This is a genomic window from Actinokineospora bangkokensis (assembly GCF_001940455.1).
Classification (GTDB): domain Bacteria; phylum Actinomycetota; class Actinomycetes; order Mycobacteriales; family Pseudonocardiaceae; genus Actinokineospora; species Actinokineospora bangkokensis.
Genome location: NZ_MKQR01000009.1, coordinates 100,802 through 123,591 on the forward strand (window position 1 = coordinate 100,802; position 22,790 = coordinate 123,591).

At 74.6% G+C, this 22,790-nt stretch carries 19 protein-coding genes; 11 read left to right on the forward strand and 8 right to left on the reverse strand.

The annotated features are described in order from the left end of the window. Window positions 1–265: 265 nt before the first annotated feature. The 3 genes from BJP25_RS09010 to BJP25_RS34560 form a co-directional block, all read right to left on the reverse strand. Window positions 266–1,648: a PQQ-dependent sugar dehydrogenase gene (locus BJP25_RS09010; protein ID WP_075974391.1), complete on the reverse strand. Its 1,383-nt coding sequence runs from the start codon at window positions 1,646–1,648 to the stop codon at window positions 266–268. Window positions 1,649–1,839: 191 nt separating this feature from the next. Then, entirely contained in the window at window positions 1,840–2,241 is a 402-nt protein-coding gene (locus BJP25_RS09015; RefSeq protein WP_075974392.1) for a PIN domain-containing protein, read from the reverse strand. A 52-nt stretch (window positions 2,242–2,293) separates the two neighbouring features. After that, complete coding sequence (locus BJP25_RS34560) at window positions 2,294–3,172, reverse strand: NUDIX hydrolase (protein WP_198943400.1); 879 nt, start codon at window positions 3,170–3,172, stop codon at window positions 2,294–2,296. Window positions 3,173–3,203: 31 nt separating this feature from the next. Between BJP25_RS34560 and BJP25_RS09025 the strand changes: the two genes are divergently transcribed. Continuing rightward, the gene (locus tag BJP25_RS09025) at window positions 3,204–4,169 is read left to right on the forward strand and encodes a hypothetical protein (protein ID WP_075974393.1); all 966 of its coding nucleotides are present in this window, start codon (window positions 3,204–3,206) and stop codon (window positions 4,167–4,169) included. Window positions 4,170–4,250: 81 nt separating this feature from the next. Here BJP25_RS09025 and BJP25_RS09030 read toward each other — a convergent pair whose 3' ends face one another. After that, entirely contained in the window at window positions 4,251–5,204 is a 954-nt protein-coding gene (locus tag BJP25_RS09030; RefSeq protein ID WP_075974394.1) for a GlxA family transcriptional regulator, read from the reverse strand. A gap of 151 nt (window positions 5,205–5,355) precedes the next feature. On the opposite strand from BJP25_RS09030, the gene BJP25_RS09035 reads away from it, so the two are divergent. Continuing rightward, window positions 5,356–5,808 carry a hypothetical protein gene (locus BJP25_RS09035; protein WP_075974395.1) on the forward strand — a complete coding sequence of 151 codons (453 nt, stop codon included), beginning with the start codon at window positions 5,356–5,358 and terminating at the stop codon, window positions 5,806–5,808. Here BJP25_RS09035 and BJP25_RS09040 read toward each other — a convergent pair. Further along, the gene (locus BJP25_RS09040) at window positions 5,805–6,908 is read right to left on the reverse strand and encodes an AI-2E family transporter (RefSeq protein WP_075974396.1); all 1,104 of its coding nucleotides are present in this window, start codon (window positions 6,906–6,908) and stop codon (window positions 5,805–5,807) included. The two genes, BJP25_RS09035 and BJP25_RS09040, sit on opposite strands and share 4 nt — an antisense overlap. A gap of 242 nt (window positions 6,909–7,150) precedes the next feature. Between BJP25_RS09040 and BJP25_RS09045 the strand changes: the two genes are divergently transcribed. From BJP25_RS09045 to BJP25_RS09055, 3 genes are all read left to right on the forward strand, one after another. After that, window positions 7,151–7,462 carry a hypothetical protein gene (locus BJP25_RS09045; protein ID WP_075974397.1) on the forward strand — a complete coding sequence of 104 codons (312 nt, stop codon included), beginning with the start codon at window positions 7,151–7,153 and terminating at the stop codon, window positions 7,460–7,462. Window positions 7,463–7,668: 206 nt separating this feature from the next. Further along, window positions 7,669–9,903, forward strand: a complete 2,235-nt coding sequence (locus BJP25_RS09050; RefSeq protein ID WP_198943401.1) for a glycoside hydrolase domain-containing protein — start codon at window positions 7,669–7,671, stop codon at window positions 9,901–9,903. After that, window positions 9,900–11,162: a glycosyltransferase gene (locus tag BJP25_RS09055; RefSeq protein ID WP_075974398.1), complete on the forward strand. Its 1,263-nt coding sequence runs from the start codon at window positions 9,900–9,902 to the stop codon at window positions 11,160–11,162. The genes BJP25_RS09050 and BJP25_RS09055 overlap by 4 nt, the downstream gene beginning before the upstream one ends. A gap of 68 nt (window positions 11,163–11,230) precedes the next feature. On the opposite strand, the gene BJP25_RS09060 is transcribed toward BJP25_RS09055, so the two are convergent. Continuing rightward, window positions 11,231–12,319, reverse strand: a complete 1,089-nt coding sequence (locus BJP25_RS09060; RefSeq protein ID WP_198943424.1) for an NAD(P)-dependent alcohol dehydrogenase — start codon at window positions 12,317–12,319, stop codon at window positions 11,231–11,233. Window positions 12,320–12,572: 253 nt separating this feature from the next. On the opposite strand from BJP25_RS09060, the gene BJP25_RS09065 reads away from it, so the two are divergent. Then, the gene (locus tag BJP25_RS09065) at window positions 12,573–13,775 is read left to right on the forward strand and encodes a 2-isopropylmalate synthase (protein ID WP_075974400.1); all 1,203 of its coding nucleotides are present in this window, start codon (window positions 12,573–12,575) and stop codon (window positions 13,773–13,775) included. After that, on the forward strand, window positions 13,772–14,407 hold the full coding sequence (locus BJP25_RS34050) for a Sua5/YciO/YrdC/YwlC family protein (protein WP_075974401.1): 636 nt from the start codon (window positions 13,772–13,774) through the stop codon (window positions 14,405–14,407). The genes BJP25_RS09065 and BJP25_RS34050 overlap by 4 nt, the downstream gene beginning before the upstream one ends. Window positions 14,408–14,423: 16 nt before the next feature. Here the strand turns inward: BJP25_RS34050 and BJP25_RS09075 are convergent, their stop codons facing one another. Continuing rightward, the gene (locus BJP25_RS09075; protein WP_233157976.1) at window positions 14,424–15,248 is read right to left on the reverse strand and encodes a DUF1295 domain-containing protein; all 825 of its coding nucleotides are present in this window, start codon (window positions 15,246–15,248) and stop codon (window positions 14,424–14,426) included. Window positions 15,249–15,324: 76 nt separating this feature from the next. Beyond that, window positions 15,325–16,410: a hypothetical protein gene (locus BJP25_RS09080; RefSeq protein WP_075974402.1), complete on the reverse strand. Its 1,086-nt coding sequence runs from the start codon at window positions 16,408–16,410 to the stop codon at window positions 15,325–15,327. Between the two features lie 218 nt (window positions 16,411–16,628). Between BJP25_RS09080 and BJP25_RS09085 the strand changes: the two genes are divergently transcribed. Genes BJP25_RS09085 through BJP25_RS09100 form a run of 4 tightly spaced genes read left to right on the forward strand, consistent with a single transcriptional unit; the run spans window position 16,629 to window position 22,675 of the window. Next, complete coding sequence (locus BJP25_RS09085; RefSeq protein ID WP_075974403.1) at window positions 16,629–17,306, forward strand: vWA domain-containing protein; 678 nt, start codon at window positions 16,629–16,631, stop codon at window positions 17,304–17,306. After that, window positions 17,299–18,216, forward strand: a complete 918-nt coding sequence (locus BJP25_RS09090) for a protein phosphatase 2C domain-containing protein (RefSeq protein ID WP_075974404.1) — start codon at window positions 17,299–17,301, stop codon at window positions 18,214–18,216. The genes BJP25_RS09085 and BJP25_RS09090 overlap by 8 nt, the downstream gene beginning before the upstream one ends. Further along, entirely contained in the window at window positions 18,213–19,640 is a 1,428-nt protein-coding gene (locus tag BJP25_RS09095) for a protein kinase family protein (protein ID WP_075974405.1), read from the forward strand. The genes BJP25_RS09090 and BJP25_RS09095 overlap by 4 nt, the downstream gene beginning before the upstream one ends. Further along, complete coding sequence (locus tag BJP25_RS09100; protein ID WP_075974406.1) at window positions 19,640–22,675, forward strand: CHAT domain-containing protein; 3,036 nt, start codon at window positions 19,640–19,642, stop codon at window positions 22,673–22,675. Before BJP25_RS09095 ends, BJP25_RS09100 begins: the two co-directional genes overlap by 1 nt. Window positions 22,676–22,790: the final 115 nt, after the last annotated feature.

Below are 22,790 nucleotides of genomic sequence, written 5' to 3' on the forward strand. Positions count from 1 at the left end.
GTCCGCGTCGCGGACCCTGCTGGAGTTCGCTGGACGAGAGCTAGTTGAACCCCCAGCGCCTGTACTGGCGGGGTGCTGGGCTGCCTGCCTTGGTGGGGGACGGGGTGGGGGCGGTGGTGAGCGCGGCCGAGCCGCCGGGGCGCCGGGGTTGGGTGAATCTCCTTGCCTGGGGCCGCTGGGGCGGTCAGGCGCGGACGGGTGGTGTCACCCGGGCCGAGAAGATTCACCCAACCGGGCGAGGTTTCGCCACGATGGGCGGAACGGTTCAGGCCGCAGGTGGCACCAACCGGTAGATCGCGCCCGCTTGGTCGTCGGTGATGTAGATGGCCCTGTCCGGGCCCTGCACGGCGGCGACGGGACGACCCCAGCGGGCGCCGGAGGAGGACTGGAAGCCGCCGACCAACGTCTGCTGGTCGCCCAGGGAACCGTTGGCCCAGGTGAAGAACGAGACCTCCGGGGCGCGGGGCGGGGAGGCGTTCCACGAGCCGTGCACCCCGACCAGCGCGCCCCGGGCGTACGGGGCGGGCAGGGCGGTGGTGGTGAACGACAGGCCCAAGGGCGCGGAGTGGCCGCCGAGGGACTGTTCGACCGGGGCCAGGGTGGAGCAGTTCAGCTTGGCGCCGGTGGGGTTGGTCTCCTGGTCGCGGGTGAACGGCGGGGCGGAGTAGTCGAAGGCGGTGCCCTTGACGCCGGGGTTCACGTCCGGGTCGGGGTTGCAGTACGGCCAGCCGAGGTTGCGGCCCTGGGTGAGCTTGGCCAGCGGCTCGGCCGGGTGGTCGCGGACGTAGTCGGGGATCACCTGGCCCAGGGAGCTCCCGGTGGCGCTGCCGTAGGGGCGGTTGAACGGGTACTGGATGTTGTCGCGGTTGTTGACCGCCGTCCAGACCGCGCCGTCGGGGGCGACGGCCAGCCCAGTGCCGTTGCGGACGCCGACGGCGAAGGGCTGGGTCGGTCCGCCGCCGGGCGGCACGCGCAGGATCGACGCGCGGGGCGGGGTGGCGGAGAGGTCGCCCGTGGAGATGTTGCCGGTGGAGCCGACCGAGATGTACACCGCGCCGTCCTGGCCGATGGCCACGCTCTTGAGGGCGTGGGCGTACTGCCCGCCCAGCTCGGGGCTCTTGGCGTCCGGCAGGCCGACGGCGATCGGCACCGGGTTGACGGCGGTGCCCTGCGAGTAGGTGTAGGCGTCCACGCGGTTGCTCTGGGCCAGGAACAGCCCGGAGCCCGCGAACGCCAGGCCGTGCGGCTGGTTCAGCCCGCTCAGCAGCGTGGTCACCGCGCCGTTGGCGCTCACCCGCCGCACCGTGCCGTCCTGCGGCACCGACACCAGGAGGGTCCCGTCCGGCGCCCACGCGGCGAGGCGGGGCGCTTTGAGGCGCGCGTACACCGACAGCGTCCACCCCTGCGGCACGAGCGCTTGTCGGGGTACGTCGAACGGGGCCGCGTTCATGCCGCTGGGCACGGTCAGCGTCACCGGCACCAGCGCGGCGGCGTTGGCCGCGGTGGGCGCCCGCACGGCGTCGACGGTCGCGGGGTCGCGGGGTGCGGCGGGCCGCACCGCGGCGGACTGCGCGTCGGGGGCGGTACCGCAGGCGGACAGGAGCAGGACGGCGGCGGCCGTGGCGAGGGTTGAGCGTCTGACAGGCATGACACTCCTCGGGACTAGGGGGTTCCGGACAGAGGTACCCCGGCGGAGGCGGCCGCCAAGCACGGGATCGGTTCACCTCGTGCCCGGAACCGGTTTTCCTCGCGCAGGACCGCATCCCATGCTGTGCTCGCACCGGGACGCGCGGCAAGAGGCCGATCGTGGCGCGGTTTCCCGCCACCGGCAGGACGCGCCTAAGCCGTCACGAGGGCGTCGATCCCGGCGGTGGGCACGACGGCGCGCGCGGCGTGGGCCAGGTCGGCGTCGAGGGTGATGAAGGCGTCGGCTTGCAACCGGGTCAGGGCCAGGTACTCGGCGGTGTGCGTGTCGTCCCAGCCGAGCGAGTCCGCGATCTTCCACGCGGTCGCTTGCAGCACGCGGTCGCCCAGCAGGCGCAGCCGCAGGGCGCGGACGCGGTCGAGCCGGGCGTCGGCTTCCCGCTGGGTCAGTTCCCCCGCGCGGAACCGGGTGTAGAGGGTGGACAGCACCTGCGAGCGGATCAGCGTCGGCGCCAGCAGGACGTGGCCCGCCGCCACCGCCGTCCCGTCCTCGGCCAAGCGCAGCGCCACGTCGGGCCCGATCACGTACTTCGCCACAGCGTCCTCGCTCTCCGGTCTCCCCGCCGCGCACAGGATAAGGAGCCCCCGCTCAGAGCAGCAGCGCGAGCCGCACCAACTCGGGGTACCAGTCGTTGGCCGTGCCCAGCAGGTCCAACGCTTCCGCGGGCGGCACCACCCGCACCTCCTGCACCTGCTCCCCGTCCGGCGGGTTCGACGGCGGCCCCACCACCTCCACCGGTGCCACCGCCCACAGCCACGTCAGGTCCGGGTGCGGCAGGTGTGGCCGGTAGGGCTTCGGACGGCCGGTGCGGCCGTGGTGCACCCCGATCCAGCGCAGCGGGCCCGTGGGGCGCACCCCGGCCTCCTCCAGCAGCTCCCGCTCGGCGCACTGCTGCCACGTCTCGCCCGGCTCGGTGGTGCCGCCAGGCAGGAACCAGCGCTGCTCGTCCCGGCACACCACGATCCCGTCGTCGACGGAGCAGATGACGTGGACGTTGGTGATGGTGTCGGCGGGGGCGGCGGCGGTGGTGAACCGGGCGCGGATGTCGCCCCACTCCCAGTGCTGCTCCCGGAACAGCGCGGGGAAGGTCTCCCGGCAGTCCGATTCCACGATCGGCTCGCGGTGCACCCCGGGCCCGCGCGGGCACGCCCACACCGCCGTGCCGCCGAAGACAGTCGGCGTGAGCGGGTGCTGATGGCGAGGACAGGCGGGCAGCGCCTGCCCCCAGCGGGACCCCTCGACGACGCTGTCCTGCACGTGGGAGGCCACCACCAGCGCCGCCACCACCGGGTCCGCCAGCGGGAAGCGCACCTCGCCGATGCCCGCGTCGTCGACCCGCGCCACGGCGTTGCCGTCGGGCCCGACCCGGATCTCCGCGATCTCCCACCGCCGGTCGAACCGGTCGAGCACGTCCCGCACCACCCGGCGCGCGAAGTGCGCGGCGACGGCGCGCGTTGCCTCGGTCATGGACCCATCTTGTCGGGTACGGTCTGGCCCCATGTCGGAACCGCCGTACCAGCCGAACCGGCCCCGCCCCCGCGCACCGCGCGACCCCGGGTACGGGCGCGAACAGCCCTACGGCGGTCCCGACCACGGCCAGGGCTACCAGCAGGATCCCTACCAGCAGGGATACGCCCCGGACCCGTACCGGCGGGACTACCCCCAGGACCCGTACCCCCAGGACCCGTACCCCCAAGACCCTTACCGGCAGCAGGGCCACGCCCCCGCGCGCCCGCCGCAGCGCCCCCGCCAGGAGGGCTACCGGCCGGAGCCGCGCAGGCCGGAGCCCCGCCCCGAACCGCCGCGCGAGCAGTACCGCGAACCCGAGCGGCACAGCTCCGGCGGCGGGTTCCGGCTGCCGGGCCTCGGCGTGCTGTTGGCGATCCTCGGCACCGCGGTGCAGGTCATCAGCGCGACGCTGCTGCCGTGGATCAGCCTCACCGGCGGCGACACCCAGTCGCTCATCGACCTGTGGAAGACCGTGTCCAGCGGCGGGCTCGACGACTTCGGCGACTGGTACGTGGTGCTGTTCAGCTACCCGCTGGTGGTGCTGAGCGTCCTGCTCGCCTTCTCCGCGGTCCTGGAGTCGGTCGCGATGAAGGTCGTGTGGGCGGGCCTGGCGATCCTCGGCCTGGGCTACGTCGCGCTGCGGTTCGGCCTCGGCCCGTTCACCGGCCTGTTCGGCGTCCCCCAGGAGGGGTTCAGCACCCCGCAGCTGGTCGTCGCGGTGGTGGCGGTGGCGCTGCTGGTCGGCGTGGCGTTCGCGGCGAAGACGGCGATCTCGGTGTTCCGCCGCATCGCCGGGGTCGTGCTGCTCGCGCTGTCGGGCGTGCACGTCTCCGCCGTCGCGGACCTCACCGGCGGGTTCGACCTCGCCTCGGTCGACTTCGGCGCGTTCGGGCCCACCCTGGGCTACCTGCTCATCGGCGTCGCCGCCCTCATCGGCCCGCGCAGGCTGTTCTGACGGCCTTGTCATGACGGCCTGGTCATGACGGCCTGGTCATGACGGCCTGGCCGCGACCGCCCGCGTCTTGGCAGGCCCGGTCTACCGGCCCCCGGCGTCCTGGAAAGCCAGCCGGTAGGCGGCGGGGCTGGTGCCCACGACGCGCTTGAAGCGGTCGCGGAAGGCGGTCAGCGAACCGAAGCCGACCTGCCCGGCGATCCGCTCCACCGGGTGGTCGGTGGCCTCCAGCAGGTGCTGGGCCTGCCGGACCCTGGCGCGGTGCAACCACTGCAACGGCGTGGTGCCGGTCTGCTCGCGGAAGCGCCGGTTGAGCGTGCGGGTGCTCATCCCGGCGTGCTCGGCGATGTCCTCCAGCGACAGGTCCGCCGCCGTGTTGTCCTGCAACCACAGCAGCACCGGCTCCAGCGCCGACCCGCGCGGCGCGGGCGGCTGGTCGTGCACGATGAACTGCGCCTGGCCGCCCTCGCGCTCCAGCGGCATCACCGAGGCGCGCGCGGCATCGGCGGCCACGGCCGACCCGTGGTCGCGGCGCACCAGGTGCAGGCACAGGTCGAGCCCCGCCGCGGCGCCCGCCGAGGTGAGGAACCGGCCGTTGTCGACGTAGAGCACGTCGGGGTCGACCTCGACGTGCGGGTGGCGGCGGGCGAGCTCGGCGGAGGCCAGCCAGTGCGTGGTGGCCCGGTGCCCGTCGAGCAGGCCGGTGGCGGCGAAGATGAACGCACCGGAGCAGATCGAGGCGATGCGGGTGCCGTGCGCGGCGGCGGCGCGCAGGGCGGCCGTGACGTCGTCGGGGACGGCGGCGGTGATGTCCCGGCACCCGGGCAGCACGATCGTGTCGGCCGTGGCGAGCGCGTCGAGCCCGTGCGGCGCGGTGAGCGCGAAGGCGCCCGCGTCCACCTGCGGGGTCGGCGCGCACACCCGCACCCGGTAGGCGGGCCGCCCACCGGGCAGCCGGGTCTGGGTGAAGACCTCCACCGGGGTCGCCAGGTCGAACGGGATGACCCCGTCCAGGGCCAGCACGGCCACCGTGTGCATGGCACTCCTCCCGGGGTGCGTTCGAATCCCGCCACCTGCGCCCACCAGCGTAGTGACCGGTGGGCCCAGGTCAGCGCCCTGGCGCGAATCTGGTGGAAGTTGGCAATCGTGCCACTCCCGTCGTGATCACCGCGTCGCTAGCGTGGCCGCCATGACCAAGGCACTGCTCGCCGCCCACGTGCTCGTGGCCATCCTGGCCGTCGGCCCCGTGGCCGTCGCCGCCAGCATGTTCCCGCCGTCCACCCGCCGGGCCCTCGCCTCGGAGGACCCGCGCGACCTCGCCGCGCTGCGCACCCTGCACCGCATCTGCCGGGTCTACGCGGCGGTCGGCATCGCCGTCCCGGTCCTCGGCCTCGCCACCGCGGGGGTCATGGGCGTCACCGGCCAGGTGTGGGTGGTTGTCTCCATCGCCCTGACCGCGGCCGCGGCGCTGCTGCTCGCCCTGGTCGTCCTCCCCGGCCAAGCCGCCCTGCTCGACGACCTGGCGACCGCGGGCCCGTCCACCACCGCCCGGCTGGGCATGGCGACCGGCGCCTTCAACCTCCTGTGGGCCGTGGTGACGGTCCTGATGATCATCCGGCCAGGGTCGACGACCGGCGCCTAGGTCTGCTGGGGTTCTTCTTCGGCCGGGGGGTCGGGGACGGGGTCGCTGACGCGGTCGCGCAGGTGCTGCCAGAGGACACCGAGGATGGCGGCCACGGGGACGGCCAAGAGGCTGCCCACGATGCCCGCGAGCGTGCCGCCCAGGGTGACCGCGAGCAGGACCACGGCGGCGTGCAGGCCCAGGCCGCGGCTCTGCAGCATGGGCTGGAAGACGTTGCCCTCCAGCTGCTGCACCACGATGATCACGATCAGCACGAGCAGCGCGTCCCAGAAGCCGTTGAAGACCAGGGCGATGAGCACCGAGACGAAGCCCGCGAACAGGGCGCCCACGATGGGGATGAACGCGGCGACGAAGGTGAGCACGGCCAGCGGCAGCACCAGCGGCACCCCGATGACCCACAGGCCCAGGCCGATGAACACCGCGTCGAGCAGGCCGACGAAGGCCTGCGAGCGCACGAACGCGCCCAGCGTCTGCCAGCAGCGCTCGGCCACCAGCGGGACGTCGTCGGCGGCTCGCCCGGGCAGCTGCCCGCGCAGCCACGGCAGGAACCGCGGGCCGTCCTTGAGGAAGTAGAACATCAGGAAGACCGCGAGCACCGCGGTGACCAGGCCGTTGGCCACGGTGCCGACCCCGGTGACGGCGGCGTTGATGATGTCGCCGATGCTGTCCTTGAGGCGCTCGACGCCCATGTCCAGCGCGGCGGTGACCTGGTCGTCGCGGATGTTGAGCGGCGGCCCGGAGGCCCACTGCCGCACCTGGTCGACGCCGTCGACCACGCCGTCGGCCAGTTCGTCCGCCTGGCCCGCCACCGGCACCACGATCAGCGTCGCGGTGCCCGCGGCCACCGCCAGCCCCAGCAGCGTCACCGCCGTCGCCGCCAGCGCGGGCGGCCAGCGGTGCGCGCGCAGGAACCGCGCCACCGGCCAGGTGAGCGTCGTCAGCAGCAGCGCGATCACCACCGGCCAGACGACCGACCACATCCGCCCGAGCAACCACAGCGCCACCCCGGTCAGCACCAGGACCACCAGCACGTCCCAGGACACCCGCGCCGACCCGCGCAACGCCGCGCGCGCCTTCGCCGCGCTCACCCTCCGACCCATGACCCCACCCTAGGGCGCCCACACCGGACCCGTCGGGCGAAGCCCCAGACGGCCACCGAACGGGCGCGCGCAGGTCGGAGCGGTTCAGGAAAGGACCCGTTCGGAGAACGGGGCGACCGGGACGATGCCCCGCGCGGACCCTTGACCGTCGACAGTGGACACAGGAGCGCCCGGCCGCCGCGCGCCGCCGCCGAGGTGATCCGCACCGGTAAGGTCGGTGGTGGAGCACCAGGAGGGACCACATGGACAAGCCCGAGAACGGCGACCAGCACGACGGCGTGGTGGACGCGGAGATCGTCGACGAGCCGGGGGTGCCCGCCGTGCCGGACGCGCCCGTGCCGCCGCCGGACTACTCCGAGTCGGGCGTGCCCAGCTTCGACTACGTCCGGAGCCGGATCGAGTCCCGCGGCGCGACCGCCGACGGCGGCGTCGAGCTGGCGGGCCTGGGCGGCTCGGGCCCGGACGTCGCGTCCCTCGACGACCAGCTGGCCGAGCGGGAGCGCAAGGGCAAGGACAAGCTCGCCGAGATCCGCCGCTCCATGGGCCTGGAGTAACCGGGCCGGGCCGCGCAGGTCGATCGCGGGGGGCGCTGCGCCGCTGGGCACCTCGACCCTCGCGGGCCCGGCACGCGTCCCGCTCACGCGGCTCTGGGTTTCCCCCCGCGGCCGACCCCGGTCGCGGGATAGTGACCCCCGTGACACGACGGGTTCACTTCACCGAAACCACCGCGCCGGCTCGGCTGACCTACAGTCGCGGCATCTTGAGCGACATCGACCCCTTCATCGGCACCGCCGCGACCGACCTGCCACCGGCGCAGGGGCTCGCGGCGACTTGGTGGTGGCCCAAGCCCCAGGTAGGCAACACCCACCCTGGCGCCACCTCGCCGCTGGGCATGGTGTCGGCGTGCGCGTACTCCGGTGCCTACCCCACGGGCTACGGGCTCTACACCAAGAACACCGAGGGCGTGCCGGAGGCGATGTTCGACGCCCCGCAGGCGTCCGGGTTCACCCACTTCCAGCAGTCGGGCACCGGCGCGATCCGCAAGTACTACAACTACGTGCGGGTGACCCCGATGGTGCAGCCGCTGGACTGCCTCGGCCAGGCGTGGGCGCTGCACGACGAGGTGGCCGAGCCGGGCTACTACGCGGCCACGCTGGACACCGGGGTGCGCTCGGAGCTGACCGTGGGCGCGAAGGTCGCCGTCCACCGCTACACCTTCCCGCAGACCCGCAGCGCCCGGGTGGTGCTGGACCTGTCGTGCGGCGGGCTGGCCATCGACCACGGCCGCACCGTGCCGCTGCGCGCGCACGTGGAGATGGTCGGCCCCGGCCGCGCGCAGGGCACCGTGGTGGTCGAGGGCGTCCCGCTGTCGGTCTACGTCGAGTTCGACACCCCGCGCTGGCGGCAGATGCTCTGGTACGACCGCAGGCTCATCGAGGGCGGCACCCGGCTCGACTTCGACCGCATCCGCCAGACCACCCTGCGCCCGTTCGGCCTGCTGTTCATGGGGTCGGCGGCGGCCGGGCAGAGCGTCGAGGTGCGCATCGGGTTCTCCCTGCGCGGCTGCGAGCAGGCCAGGCGCAACCTGCACCGGGAGTGCGGGGAGGGCGAACTGGCCTTCGACGACCTGCGGGCGCGCACCAGCGCCAACTGGTCCGACCACGTGGGCCGCGTCGAGGTCCAGGGCGGCACCGACGCCCGCAGGCAGGTCTTCGCCACCTCGATGTACCACTCCCTGATCAAGCCGTGCTTCGGCGACGACGAGAGCCCGTTCTGGCCCACCCCGGGCCCGTTCGCCTTCGACGTGTGCACCATGTGGGACATCTACAAGACCGAGATCCCGCTGCTCGCCGCGATCGTCCCCGACCGCGCGGTCGACCTGCTGGAATCGCTCATCCGGGTGTGCGAGGAGGAGGGCAACTTCCCCATCGGCTACCGGATGGCCCGCGGCGCCGACCGGTTCTTCCGGCAGGCCAGCGCCCTCGCGCACACCGCGCTGGCCGACGCGCACGCGCTGGGCCTCGGTGACCTGGACTGGAACTGGGCGCTGGTGCACATGGCCGACGACCTGCGCCGGATGTACGGCGAGGACTACTACGAGCACGGCGTGGTGCACCCCATCACCCACACCCTCGACCTCGCCTACGCCTACCACTGCACGGCGGGGGTGGCCAGGGCGATGGGGGACCCGATGCTCGCCGAGGACATGGTGGCGCGCAGCCGGTTGTGGTCCAACGCCTTCGACCCGGCGACCGGGCTGCTGGTCGACTCCTCGTTCTACGAGGGCGGCAAGTGGAACTACTCGTTCCGGCTGATCCACGACATGGCCGGGCGGATCGCGCTGGCGGGCGGGGACGCGCCGTTCGTGCGGATGCTCGACTCGTTCTTCGGCTTCGGCGCCGACCCGGTGGTGCAGCCGGGGGTGCGCCCGGACCCGACGACCATGGCCGCGGGCTACGCGCTGAACCGGTTCGAGGGCCTGAACAACGAGCCGGACATGGAAGCGCCCTGGTCCTACCACTACGCGGGCAGGCCCGACCGCACCGCCGAGGTGGTGCACGCCGCGCTGACCCACCAGTTCGGCACCGGCCCCGGTGGGCTGCCCGGCAACGACGACTCCGGTGGCCTGAGCTCCTGGTACGTGTGGGCGTCGCTGGGGCTGTTCCCGATCGCCGGGCAGGGCCTGTTCCTGGTCAACGCCCCGGCGTTCGAGCAGGCCACCATCCACTTGGCGGAGGGCGACTTCACCATCGAGACCAGCGGGCACCGGCAGGCCCCGATCAGCTCCGACGGGTTCGACCGCCCGCCAGCGCCGCAGTACGTCCAGTCCGCCCGCCTCAACGGCAAGCCGCTCGACGTCGCCCACCTCAGCGCCGCCACCGTGCACGCCGGTGGGCGGCTGCACCTGGAACTCGGCCCGGAGCCCTCGGAGTGGGGCAGCAAGTTCCGGCCGCCGTCGTTGTCCGACCCGCACGGCACGGGAGCCCGCCCATGAGCCCACCGCACCGCCGTCTCGTCATCGCCGTCCGCGCCGACCCCGTCATCTGCGGACACTCCGGGGAAGCGCGCAACCTCGCCGAGGTCGCGCTCACCAGGGGCTTCACCGACGTCCGCCTGCTGACCTGGCCGATACCGGCCCTGCAGGCGGCGGGCCTGCCCCTCAAGCCCCTCGACCGGATCCTGCCCTACAGCGACGGGATCACCGTCGAGCGCCCGGAACCGGTGGGCGACTACCGCGTCCCCGACGGCCGCTTCATGGCCGGGCTGACTGGCAGGCTGGTCGAACTGCTCGCCGACGGCGTGCCCACCACGTGCCTGTCGATGTACCTGGCCCCGCACGACGCCGTCGTCCGCGACGCGGTCACCGCGGCCAGGGCGGCGGGCCTGGCCCCCGACGTGCGCACGATGGCCAAGGCGGTGGGCTCCGACATCACCAACGTCATCCGCTCGTGCCTGCGCGAGGGCACCTTCGGCGCGGCCATCGCGCTGTTCACCACCTTCCTCGCCAACGACCGGCTGCTGGCGGTCTCGGAGTTCACCAAGCAGGAGATCACCGCCGCCGCCCGCGACGTGGACGCCCACTGCGGCACCCGCTTCGCCCAGGAGTGCCAGCGGCGGGTGGAGATCAGCTACCCGCCGGTGGACACCTCCGCCTACGTCGACCTCGACCCGGCGGCGGTGGACGCCGCGCTGGCCCGCCGGGGCCTGAGCCGCGACGGCTACGTGCTGTTCCTGTCCCGGGTGGCGCGGGCCAAGGGCGTCGACGACCTGATCAACGCCTACACCGGCTCCCAGGCCGCGCGGAAGGTCAAGCTGGTCGTCGCGGGCACCGGCCCGAACCTGGAGGCGATGCGCGCGCTGGCCGCGGGCGACGAGCGCGTGCAGTTCCTCACCGACGTCGACGACGAGGAGAAGCCGCTGCTCATGGCCGGGTGCGCGGCCTACGCGCTGCCGACCCGGCCGGAGCAGGAGTTCGTCGAGACGTTCGGCATCGCGCTGACGGAGAAGATGCTGGCGGGCGGCGGGCCGGTGATCACGACCCTGACCGGGGGCACCGGTGAGGCGGTGGGGGACACCGCGGTCATCGTCGGCGCCAACGACGTGCCGGGGTTGCGCGCGGCGCTGGACCGGGCCGTGCTGCACATGTCCGAGCAGGAGCGGCGCGCGATGGCCGAGGCGGCCCGGGAGCACGCGCTGGGCTTCGACCGGTTCCGGGTGTTCGACGACCTGTTCGCGGCGCAGTCCGCGTCCTGACGGCGACGAGGGCGGGGCAGCGGTCGTCCCGCTGCCCCGCCCTCGCGCCGCTGCGCCCACCCCACCCGTCAGAGGGTGGAGGTGTCGATCACGAAGCGGTACCGCACGTCCGAGGCGAGCACGCGCTCGTAGGCCTCGTTGATCTTGTCGGCCGGGATGACCTCGACCTCGGCGCCCAGGTGGTGCTCGGCGCAGAAGTCCAGCATCTCCTGGGTCTCGCGGATCCCGCCGATCATCGAGCCGCCGAACGAGCGGCGGTCGGTGAGCAGCGAGAAGGCGTTCACCGACAGCGGTTCGGCGGGGGCGCCGACGTTGACCAGCGCGCCGTCGACGGCGAGCAGCCCGAGGTAGGCGTCGACGTCGAGCTTGGCGCTGACGGTGTTGATGATGAGGTCGAAGCTGCCCGCCAGCGACTCGAACGTGCCCGCGTCCCCGGTGGCGTAGTAGTGCTTGGCCCCCAGGCGCAGGCCGTCGTCCTGCTTCTTCAGCGACTGCGAGAGCACGGTCACCTCCGCGCCCATGGCCGCGGCCAGCTTGACGGCCATGTGGCCCAGCCCACCGAGGCCGACGACCGCGACGCGCTTGCGGTCGGTGCCCGCGCCCCAGTGGCGCAGCGGCGAGTAGGTGGTGATGCCCGCGCACAGCAGCGGTGCGGCCTCGGGCAGGTCCACGCCCTCGGGGATGCGCACGACGAAGTCCTCGGCGACGACGACGTGGGTGGAGTACCCGCCCTGGGTCGTGGTCCCGTCCACGTCGGTGGCGCCGTAGGTGCCGGTGAAGCCCTTGCGGCAGTACTGCTCGTCGCCCGCCTTGCAGTTCTCGCACTCGCGGCACGAGCCGACCATGCAGCCGACGCCCACCCGGTCCCCGACCTTGTGCCGGGTGACCTCGGGGCCGACCTCGGACACCACGCCCGCGATCTCGTGGCCCGGGGTCAGCGGGAAGGGCGCCTCCCCCCACTCGTTGCGCACGGTGTGGATGTCGGAGTGGCAGATGCCCGCGTACTTGATCTCGATCAGCACGTCGTGCGGTCCGACGTCGCGCCGGTCCACCGTCGTCGGGACGAGCGGCTCGGTCGCGGAAGTGGCGGCGTAGGCGTTGACAGTGAGCACCAGATCTCCCGTTCCCCATGTGAAGTGTTGCGCATACGAGTACATCATCGCGCGGCGGGGGGAGGCAGGGCGAGCCGAACCTGGTACCAGCAGGACCACCCACGGGGTTCCGCGGTGCGACCAGGGTGGATGTGCGCGGAACGGGATGCAGCGCCGCGGTGTGTGGCGCATCCCGCGTTTGTCGTTGACACACGGCGGAAACACTGGTGCGCACTGCGGGGAACAACACTTTGACCGCTTCCTCCCACCCGGCTTAGCTGGTGCCAGACCGATGATCCGGTGCTTGCCAGGGGGTTGCGTGGAGGACGTGGTGCGGGCCACCGCCGCGGCGGGGCGCGCGGTGCTGTGGGAGGAGTCCGCGCGCGACGGGGCGCAGGGGAAGACGTTGATGAGCGCGGGTTTCCGCGTGCGGCTGGCCCGCGAGCAGGGCGCGCTGTTCGGCGCGGACGGGCCCGCGCACGTGGTGTTCGCCGCGGGCTTCCCGGCCGTCTGCGCCGAGGAGTTCGAGGCCACCCGCCGCGTCGCGCTGGAGGCCGGGGACCGCGTGTCGCCCACGGCGGTGTGCCGGGCGCGCGGTCGCGACGTGGCGCAGGCGGTGGACGCGGTGCGCGGCGCCGACCACGCCCGGGTGATGGTCGTCGTCCCCGCCTCGGACGTCATGGCGGACGTGATGGTCCACACCACCGCCCAGCAGGCCCTGCGCGACGCCGCCGCGCTGCTCTCCGGCGCGCGGGACGCCGGTGTGGTCCCGGACGTGTGCTTCGCCGACGCGCCACGGGGTGACGTGGCGCTGATGGCGGACGCGGCCTCGGAGCTGACCGCGGCGGGCGCGGGTGTGGTGGTCGTCGCGGACACCACCGGCGACCTGCTGCCCGCGCGCACGTCCGAGGTGTTCACCGCGCTGCTGGCCCGCGCCAGTGACGAGGTCGTCTTCGCGTCGCACCTGCACAACGACCTGGGGTTGGGGCTGGCGAACACCCTCGCCGCCGCCCGAGCCGGGGTGCGCGTGCTGTCGTCGTCCTGGTTGGGCGTGGCCGAGCGCAGCGGCATGGTCGCCACCGAGCAGCTGCTGTTCCTGCTGGCGCAGCGCGGCGCGGAGCTGCTGGGGGACACCGACCTGTGGCTCACCGCCCCGGACCTCACCCGGCTGCCCGCCATCGCGCGGGCGGTGGCGCGCGAGACCGGCCTGCCGATCTCGGTGACGACGCCGATCGTCGGGACGGGCGTCGGCACGATCTCCACCGGCACGCCGTTCGCCCGCCCGCAGGTGTTCCAGCCGTTCGACCCGACGACCGTGGGGGTGGAACCCACGGTCGTGGTCACCCACTTGGCGAGTGCCCGCGTCATCGACGCCGTGGCCACCCGCCTGGGTCACCAGCTCACCCCCGACCGCACCCGCGATGCCCTCGCCTGGGTGAAGTCGGAGGCGTACCGCCGCAACGACGCGGTCATCCCCGACGCCGACCTGGACGCGTTCCTCACCAGGAGGTCATCACCGTGATCACCCCCACCGCCCTCGCCGAGGCCACCGCGGCGCTGCAAGCGGGCACGGCCGTCGTCGTGCCCAACCCCGCCCCGCTGACGTGCGTCGTCACCGCCACCACGCCCGAGGCGGTCAACCGGGCCAAGGGCCGCCCGGTCGACCAGCCCGTCGCGCTGTGGATCACCGACGACGTGCGGTGGGCGGAGTTCGCCGCGCTGACGGACCTGGACGCGCCGACCCTGGACTTCGCCAGGGCGCTGCTGCTGGAGGAGCAGCTGACCCTGCTGCTGCCCGTCGCGTCCGTGCCGCCGTGGGTGGCGCCCGCCACCCGCGACGGGCACGCCCTGCTGTTCGGCACCCGGTGGCTGCCGCTGGCACCGCTGTTCACCGGCATCGGCACGCTGCACGTGAGCAGCGCCAACCGGACCGGGCAGCCACCGGCGGCCACCACCGCCGAGGCCCGCGCCGCGTTCCCGGACCCGGTGCACGTGCTGCACGACCCCGACCCGGCGCCCGGTCCGCGCAGCGCGACCACGACGCTGCGGCTCGCGCGCGGCGGGGCGCTGACCCACACCCGGTCCGGCGCGCAGGACCAGGGCAGCCCGGAGGCCTATGTGGACTTCGTCAGGGAGAAGTTCTTCCTGGGCTGAGCCCCGCGGTGCCCGCTCAGGCCGACTTCGGCGGGCGGGGGATGAAGAAGCTGGTGCGCTGCTGGTACTCGGGGTAGCCGGGGCGCTTGGCCATCTCCCGCTCCAGCAGCCTGCCCCCCGTCGCCACGATGAGGAAGAACGCCATGGCGGCGGGGGAGAGGATGGTGAGCGCGCCCTGCCACGTGGTGCACGCCACGAGGTACAGGCCCCACCAGACGGTGAAGTCGCCGAAGTAGTTGGGGTGGCGGGTGTAGGCCCACAGGCCCTTGTCCATGACCTTGCCCTTGTTGGCCGGGTCGGCCTTGAACTCCTTGAGCTGGCGGTCCCCCGTGGACTCGAACCACAGCCCCACGGCCCAGACCACCGCGCCGACGACCGCGATCCACCAGACCCCGTCGCCGGTGGTGGCCGAGACCTGCACGGGCAGCGAGACGAACCACATGGCGACGCCCTGGGTGATGAAGACCCGGACGACGGCGTACTGGAAGCGCTTGTCCTCGGGGACGGCCGACAGCAGCTTCTCGTAGCGCGGGTCCTCGCCCTTGCCCTTGTTGCGCGAACTCACGTGCCACGCCAGGCGCCCGGCCCAGACGGCCACGAGGACGAACACGAGCACCTTGCGCCACCACACGCCGTCGCCCAGGGCGCTCGCGACGACGGCGATCACCAGGAACCCCAGCGGCCACGCGGTGTCGACGACGGCCACCCGGCCCTGCGCGCGCCCGATGAGGGCGGTCACGACCATGAGCAGCACGACCGCGGCCGCGCAGGCGCCGAGGACGAGGAGGAGGTTCGCGGTGGAGAAGGGGTGTTCGGCCAAGGCCAGCTGGGTGCTCCGCACCGGCTGAGCTTAGGCACGGCGGCGCGCGCCCGCACAACGGGATCGCGCGCCGCGCGGGCGGCCCGGGGCCGCCGCGTCACTGCTCCAGGTTGCTGATCGTCTGGGCGTCGAGCATGGCGGCGATCGCGGCGTCGCTGAGCTCCTCGGGGCTGACGTTCGCCGCGCGGATCTCGGCGATGGCGGCCTCCAGCACCTCGCTGCGGGCGTCGACCACCTCGGCGGCGACCTCCGGCGGCACCTCGACCGCCTCCGGCGGTACCTCGCCGGATCCCGTTGCGGCGCCCGGCTCCGGCACCGACTCGGGTTCTGGCACGGCCCGGTCCGCCGCAGCCGGTTCGGCCTGCGGCGCCGGGGGCACGACCGGCTCCTGGACCTTCGGCGCGACGAGCGCATCGATGTCCGCCGCGGTGCGCCACGCGCCCTCGTGCAACCAGGTGCCGGACGCCCGGTCGTGCGGGAGCCAGCGCTCCAGCACGGGGTTGAGCCGCGTCCAGCCGTGGTCCCACTGGCGCTCCCACACCTGGTCCTCGTCGTGGAAGTACTCGAACTCCCCGCTCGGGTCGAGCCTGCCCCAGCGGCCCGCGGCCGCGTCGTAGTTCTGCTCGCCCGGCGCCCAGCGCACGCCCTGGACGTAGACGGTGCCCTGGGCGTCGCGGGAGCGCGTGGGGTGGGCGGGGTCGCGGGTGACCGGGGTGGTCTCGTCGGGCAGGTACCAGGAGGTCGCGTCGTAGTAGAGGCCGGACGTGCTGTCGAACGTCTTCGCCGGGCGCGCCTCGGCGGGCGCGTCCACCGGCGCCCACCCCGCGGGTTCGGCGTAGCGGTCGGTGGAGTGCAGGCGCTTGCCGTCGGCGTCCAGGGTGACGTAGCGCCCCGCCCACTCGGACCCGAAGCCGTGGTCGGCCGCCGGGCGCGCCAGTGCGGCGAGCCGCAGGCGCCGGTGCAGCGCCTCGGGGTCGCTGTGGTCGGCGGACAGGGCGGCGATGAGCGCGGTGAGGCCGTGCTCGCCCACCTGGCTGCGCTCGTCGCCGCCGAGCAGCCCCGGCTGGGCCGAGGTGATCTTCTCGACCAGCTCGTCGAGCGTCCGCGCGTCGCGCCAGCTGTCGCGCTGGTCCCACAGGCGGTTGAGCAGGTCCGAGTACGACGACCAGTCCGACCAGGCCATGGCGGTTCCCTCCCGTGCGGCGTCCCTCCGCCCACAGCGTGGCCCCGCCGGGGCGAACCCGGCGCAGGACCGCGGACAGGAGAGCGGGCACCGGCGGCTGCGCGTTGGGGCAGGCCAGGCGGCCGAAAACCGCTCGTCGGGGTGATCGGAAACCACCTCACCACCCGTGCCCCGCGTGCCAGACTGGACGCCCGCACCGGTCCGGCGAGGGGGCGACGATGGTGGAGAACCGGGGGAACGTGCTCCCCGTGTACGTGGTGGCGGACGAGTCCGGGTCCATGGCACCGGTGGTCGACGAGCTGAACGCGGGCCTGGCCGCGCTGCACCGCGCCCTGCTGCGCGAACCCATGGCCGCGGCCAAGGTCCGGTTCACCATCCTCGGCTTCGCCGACGACGTCCAGGTCCGGCTCACCCTGGCCGACCTGCGCGCCGAGGCGACCCTGCCGCAGCTGAGCACCCGCGGCGGCACCAGCTACGGCGCGGCGCTGCGCGCCCTGCGCGAGCGCATCCCCGACGACGTGGCCGCGCTCAAGGAGCAGGGCTTCGCGGTGTTCCGCCCGGCGGTCTTCTTCCTCACCGACGGCCAGCCCACCGACGAGCCGCACTGGCGCGCCGAGCACGCGGGCCTGACCGACAAGGAGACGACCCGCGCCGCGCCGAACATCATCGCCTGCGGCATCGGGGAGGCCAACGCCAAGACGGTGCTGGCCATCGCCACCCGCCCGGAGTTCGCGTTCGTCGCCACCCCGGGCACGGAGCTGGGCCTGGCGATCGCGGAGTTCAGCGTCGCGCTGACCAAGAGCGTCGTCGCCTCCGCCCGCACCGCCACCACCGACTCCATGGAACTGGTGGTGGAGCGCCCCGACAACTTCGTCATGGCGGTGGACGTTGTCTGACGCGCCCGTCGCCGCGCTCCCCGCCGACCCCGACCCGGGGCGGGTGGTGATCGGGGTGGCGGGGCCCGCGTTCGAGCCGCGCCCCGCCCGGGAGCCGGTGCACCGGCCGGACACGGTGGTGGACGGGTGGGCGGCCGGGCCGTTCGTGGTCCGCGGCGCGTCGGTGCGGGGCGACCAGCACCGGCACGACGGGACCCCCAGGCAGGACGACTTCGCCGTGGCCTGGCACGCGGGCACCGGGTCGGTGGTGGTGGCCGTGGCGGACGGGGTGTCGGCGGCACCGCTCGCGCACGTGGGGGCGACGCTGGCGGTGCGCACAGCGGTGGAGCAGGCGCACCGGGCCCTCGGCGACGGCGGGGTCGACTGGGAAGTGGCGCTGCGGTGGGCGGCGTACGCGCTCGTGCAGTTCGCGGAGAAGCTGCCTCCCGAGGCGGACGGCGCTGCGGGGGATGGCGCACAGGCGGACGGCGCACAGGGGGACGGGGCGGCGGAACGCGCCGAGCGGGTGCTCGCCACCACGCTCGTGCTCGCGGTCGTCACCTCCACCGCGGAGGGGGCGGTCGCGGACGTCGTGCGGGTGGGCGATTCCGGGGCCTGGGTGCTCGCGGACGGCGTGCTCACGCCCACCTTCCCCGCCCCGGAGGGCGAGGTGCTGACCTCCACCACGGCCGCGCTGCCCCGGCTGCCGGAGCAGCGCTCGCCCACCCGGGTCGAGCTGCCCCCCGGCGCCGCGCTGCTGCTCGCCACCGACGGCGTCGGCGTGCCGCTCGGGGACGGCCGGGGCGCGGTCGGCGCGGCGTTCGCGGCCGCGCTGGCGTCCCCGCCCGACCGGCTGGGGTTCGCCAGGGTGGTGGACTTCTCCCGGGAGACCTTCGACGACGACCGGACCGCGGTGGTGGTCTGGTCGTGACCGCGCCGCTGGAGTTCGACGTCGCGGAACTCGGCCGGTTGGTGGCGCTGGACTCCGGCGGGCAGGGCAAGGTCTACGAGCTGCCGGAGTTCGAGCAGGCCGACGTGCTCTACAAGGAGTACTCGCCCCGGCTGGTCGACGACGTCGACGTCGAGGTGCTGCGCCGGTTCGCGGTGTTCCCGCTGGAGCTGCCCGAGGCCGACCGGGCGCGGCTGCTCACGATCACCTCCTGGCCGCAGGCGGTCGTGCGGCGCGACGGGGTGGTGCGCGGGTTCCTGATGCGCCGCGCCCCCGCCCGGTGCACGGCGGCGCTGCGCTTCGGCGGCGAGGTCAGCACCGTGCTCACCTCCGCCGAGTTCCTGCTCAACCACCCCGACTACCTGCGCGAGCTCGGCCTGGCGGTCACCGACGAGTTCCGGCTCCGGTTCCTCGCCGACACCGCCGAGGCGCTGGCGTTCCTGCACGGCCTCGACATCGCCGTCGGTGACCTGTCCCCGAAGAACCTGCTGTTCAGCCGGGAGGAGCGCCCGCACGCGCACTTCATCGACTGCGACGCGATGAGCTTGGGCGGGCAGTCGGTGCTGCCGCCGGTGCACACCCCCGACTGGGTGGTGCCGCAGGAGGAGGAGGCCACCCGGGAGGGCGACCTCTACAAGTTCGGCCTGATGGTCGTCCGGGTCTTCGCCACCGACCAGCAGTCCACCGACACCACCGCCGTGCCGCGCAGGCTGCGCAAGCACGTGGTCGCGACGCTGGGCCCCGCCCCGGGGAGGGTCGGGGCGCAGGCGTGGCGCAAGCGGCTGACCGCCGCCCGTCCGCGCACCAGGAGGGTCCGCCGGTTCTCCCTGCCGGAGAACGGCACCGCGGCCACCGTCGGTGTCGGTGTCGTCGTCGCCGCTCTGATCGGCTTGTTCAACATCGTCGACAACGACGCGTCCTCCGGCACCGGGTCGACGCCGGGGCGCGTCGTCGGCGCGGACACCACGACCCGCTACACCCTGCCCACCTACGACCCGAACCCGCCGCTGGTCCCGCTGCCGACCTACCTCCCCTCGGAGGTCTACTCGCTGCCGACCCTCGACCGGCGCCTGGTGCCGACCGGACCCGCCTTCACCTGCCTGCTGGTGCGGGTGGTGCCCGCGCCGGGCGTCACCGGCGGCGAGGGGCTCGACCTCGTCCGCGCCCGCCTCGGCACCCTGCTCTGCGAAGCGGAGAACACGCCCGAGGACCTGCCCGCCTTCGCCGCCCCCTTGCTCGAGCACGCCCCCTACGACTCCGCCCGGATCACCGGCTTCTGGGGCGAGGGCACGCAGGCCCCGCGGGCGACCCTGCGGTTGTCGTCGTCCTCGACCTGCTGGCAGACCACGGTGCGCTTCGACGCGGAGAACACCCCCACGTCGGTCGGCGCGCTGGTCGCCTGCTGATGTCCGACCGGGTGGTCGTCGAGCTGGCCAGCAGGCTCGCCACGTTCGACCGCGACGAGCACGCCGACCTGCTCGACGACGAGCGCGCCCACGCCGCCGCGGTCGCCCTCAACGGCACCGTGCTGGCCGACCCGGACGCCCACGGCGACCGGGTGCTGCGCGTGCTGGGGCATTGGTTCCTGCTGCGCCACCACCTGCGCCTGGGCGCGGGCCAGGAGCTGCGGTGGGCCCGCCTGCACGCGTCCCTGCTGCGCGACCGCGACCCCGCCGCGCTCACCGACCGGCTGCGCGCGCTGCTCGACTCGCCGCCCGATCTCGTCGACCGCACGGCCGAGACGGCGCTGTCGCTGATCGGGTCGTTCACCACCACCGGTGACCCGCGGGCGGTGGAGTCGGCCGCCGGGCTGCTGGCGGACCTGCCCGAGGAGCTGGCCGAGCTGGCCCCGCTGGGCGCCGCGCTGATCGAGCTGACCAGGGCGCGGGTGGTGATCACCGCCGACCCGGCGGCGCTGGCGGGTGTCGAGCGCCAGGCCAGGGCCCTGCTGTCCCGGCTGGCCCAGGACGACCCGGTGCGCGACGCCGTGGTCGCCCTCGTCGGCACGATGCTCACCGCCCGGGCCGACCTGGGCGGTGAGGACACCCTCGACGAGGCGCTGCGGGTGCTCGGCGGGGCCGTCGACCCCGAGCGCCCGGCGGCCACCCCCGCCGCGGCCAGCGCGCTCGGCGCCGCGCTGCGGGTGCGGTTCGAGCGCACCCGCGGCACCGCCGACCTCGACCGCGCGGTCGAGCTGGGGCGCGTCGCGCTGGGCGCCGCGGGCCACGGCGCCCCCGGCCGGGAGGAGACGGGCGAACTGCTGGTGTTCGCCCTGCTGCGCCGCTACTACCACCTGGAGCAGGCCGCCGACCTCGACGAGGCGCTGGCGGTGTGCCGCGCGGTCGAGCCCGCGCGGGGGGAGACCGGCCCCGTCCGCTGCTCCTGGCTCAGCGCCCTGGCCATGGTGCTCACCGCCCGGTTCACCCGCACCGGCGACCCGGCCGAGCTGGACGAGGCCGTGCGGCGCAACCGGGAGGCGATCGCCCTGGCGGGCGAGCTGGGCCTGCTGCGGCTGGTGCTGCAGGGCAACCACGCGGCGCTGCTGGCGATCCGCCACGAGGAGCGCGGCGACCCGGCCGACCTGGCGGAGGCGACGGCGGCCGCCCGCGCGGCGGTCGCGCTGACGCCCGCCGACAGCGCCCAGCTCGGCGCCCGGCTGCTGGTGCTGGCGCAGCTGATCGGCACCGGCGTCGAACCGCCGCCCGCCGAGGCGCTCGACCTGCTCACCGAGGCGCTGCGCGTGCTGCCCGCGGGCCACCCGTCCGGGATGGCGGTGCTGGCCGAGCGCGCCCGCCACCACCACCGCCGGTACCGGGCCACCGGCGGCGCGGAGGACCTGGCGGCGGCCATGGCCGACTGGGCCGCGGCGGCCCGCGCGGAGTCCGGTCGCCCGTTCAGCAGGCTGCTGGCCGCCGAGGGCTGGATGGGCGCGGCGCTCACGGCGGGCGACCTGGCCGCGGTGGCGGAGGCGGTGGGCGAGTCGGTGCGCCTGCTGCCGCTGCTGGCCTGGCGCGGCCTGCAGCGCGAGGTGCGCGAGCGCACGCTCTCGCGCACCGGCTGGATCGGCGGGCAGGCCGCGGCGCTGGTGCTCGCGGCCGGGATGCCCGAGCGCGCCGTGGAGCTGGTCGACCAGAGCCGCAACGTGCTGTGGGGGCAGGCGTTGCAGACCCGCTCCGACCTGTCCGCGCTGCGCGCGACCGACCCGGCGCTGGCCGACGAGCTGGACCGCACCCGCGCGCTGATCGACCAGGCGGAGCCGACCGGCGCGACCGCCGACGAACGCGCGCTGGCGGCGCACCGGGCCGCGGTGGAGCGCTGGGACGTGCTGCTGCGCCGCGCCCGCGCGCTGCCGGGCTTCGCGGACTTCCTCGGCCCGGTCCCGTTCTCCCGCCTGCGCCACGCCGCCGCCGACGGGCCGGTGGTGGTCGTCAACCTGCACCGGACGCGCAGCGACGCCCTGGTGGTCCGGCCGGACGGCGTGGTCGTCGTCCCGCTGCCGTGGCTCACCCCCGACGAGGCGCAGGGCCGCACGACCGCCCTGCTGGACGCCATCGCGCAGGCGGGGGGCGGCGGACCAGGCCGGGCGCACCTGCGCAACACCCTGCTGTCCCTGCTGCGCTGGCTGTGGGACGTGGTGGCCGCACCCGTGCTGTCCGAGTTGGACAGGGTGGCCGGACCGGTGCGCCACCGGATGTGGTGGTGCCCCACGGGCCCGCTGACGCTGCTGCCCCTGCACGCCGCCGGCCGCTACGGCTCCGCGGCCAGGAACCGGCCGCCGACCGTCCCCGCCCGCACGGTGTCCTCCTACGCGACCGGCCTGAGCAGCCTGCTGCGGGCCCGCCAACCGTTCCGGCCCGCACCGGGCCTGGTGGCCGTCGGCATGGCGCACACCCCCGGGCACCCCCCGCTCCCCGCCGTGGTGGGCGAACTGGGGCGGATCGCCCAGCTGGTGCCGGACACGCGGGTGCTGACCGGCCCCGGGCCGGACGAGGTCGTCGAGGCGCTGGCGGGGGCGGGGTGGGCCCACTTCGCCTGCCACGCCACCCAGGTCGTCCACCGCCCGGGCGACAGCGCCCTCCACCTCGACGGCGGTGACCTGACGGTGCTGCGCCTGGCGGGCTGCGACCTGCAGGGCGCCGAGTTCGCCTACCTGTCGGCCTGCGGGACCGCGGGCGGCTCGGTGGCCCTGGCCGACGAGGCGATCCACCTGGCGGCCGCGTTGCAGATGGCGGGCTACCGGCACGTGGTGGGCACCCTCTGGGGAGTCCCGGACGACATCGCCGCCTCCGTCGCCGAGGGCGTGTACGCGGGCATGGCCCGCGGGGGACGGCTCGACGCGACCCGAGCGGCCCAGGCCCTGACCGACGCGGCCGACCGGGTGCGCCGCGACCACCCGGCGAGCCCCGACCTGTGGGCACCGTTCGTGCACCTGGGACCGTGACAGCGGGTTGCGCCCGGGTGTCAGGATGGAGGACATGGCCGCCACCCCCGACCCCGCAGGTCCCCCCCCCGCCCCCCGCCCCCCCGGCCCCCCCGGGCGACCTCGCGCCCCCCCC